The sequence below is a fragment of the Nonomuraea sp. NPDC046570 genome (assembly GCF_040645915.1).
GTDB lineage: Bacteria > Actinomycetota > Actinomycetes > Streptosporangiales > Streptosporangiaceae > Nonomuraea.
In genome coordinates, this window is the sequence record NZ_JBEYZF010000115.1 from 1 (window position 1) to 1,162 (window position 1,162).

2 protein-coding genes are annotated in these 1,162 nt (G+C 60.0%); both read right to left on the reverse strand.

From position 1 onward, the window contains the following. Positions 1 to 105: 105 nt before the first annotated feature. Positions 106 to 498 (reverse strand): PIN domain-containing protein, encoded by a 393-nt coding sequence (locus ABZ911_RS43145; RefSeq protein WP_358070524.1) that lies wholly within the window; start codon positions 496 to 498, stop codon positions 106 to 108. Continuing rightward, positions 498 to 734, reverse strand: a complete 237-nt coding sequence (locus ABZ911_RS43150) for a hypothetical protein (RefSeq protein ID WP_358070527.1) — start codon at positions 732 to 734, stop codon at positions 498 to 500. Before ABZ911_RS43150 ends, ABZ911_RS43145 begins: the two co-directional genes overlap by 1 nt. Between the last annotated feature and the right edge of the window lie 428 nt (positions 735 to 1,162).

A 1,162-nucleotide genomic window follows, 5' to 3' on the forward strand; every position in this document is an offset into this window, starting at 1 on the left:
CACTGGCACCGGTGGCGACAACGCCACCAGACCCGCGCCCGACGAAGCCACTACCAGCGACGACAACTCAAAGATCGGTAAGTGCGGCTGGAGTATTAGCCCAGCTCAACTGCCTTGATCAAATTGACAGGTTCCGAAGTGCCGGCGGTCCAGAGTGGCGACCTCGCGGGTGTTGAGCCGTTCGGCTACTGCGATCACAGAGGCGTCGGCTGCACCCAGTGGGAAGTTCGCATAGGTCCGAACAAGGTCGATCATACGGGCGACGTCTTCCGTGGTCAGCGCTTCAAGGATGAGTTCTCCAGTGACGATCGACTGAAGGAACTGTGCCTCGGCTTCTGGGCCGACACGGGATTCGAGAAGCCAACAGACCTCGGTGAGGACCGGGCCAGGGACTATGAGCGGACCTGGATGAGTCTCCAGGAGGGCCAGACAGCGAGCGTGTTCTTGATCTTTGCGATTCAATACCGCGTACAACGGGCCGGTGTCGCAGATCAGCATCAGCTCTGCCGTGACAGGTCGCGGATGATCTCCTCTGAGCGCTGTGCGGCATCAGGTTCGTCCGAGATGAGTCCTGCGAAGGAGAGCGTTCGCTGTCGCCCGGTCTCAAGGGCTTCAGGATCAGTTCGATCGTCGACGAGTTCTAGCGCGACCGCGCGCAAAGCCCGCACCTGGGTCGAGGTGAGACGGTCGATCAAACGGTGAAGATCTTCGTACTCCTCATGTGCCGCGCTCATGCTGTGAAGTCTACGCGCGGCGGGAGATCGTTATGTGTTCATCGATCCGGGCGAAAGATTGCTGTCTTCATGGCGAGGATCACCTCTGTCCGGTGGTGGAGTACCGATCTCGCTAACGCATTTGCTAACAACGGACGGGCGGGGACAGATCGTGTGGCGCTCAGGTCGTGAGATGTCCGCGATAGACAGCCCCGGACGAGTCGAATCGTTCTTGTAAACAGCAGGTAAGGGGTTCGGTTCCCCTCGTCGGCTCCGGTCGGAGGCCCCTCGCGGTGATCGCGGAGGCCTTTTCGGGTCCGTACAGCAGCGAAGTACCCCAACCACCTTGGCGCACTAGTACGGCAGCCGCCATTTGCTGGATGACCAGGCCAGATTCGCAGCAGGTCGATGTGATCCTGTGATCGGAATCCGATCCAACGAGAACAGCC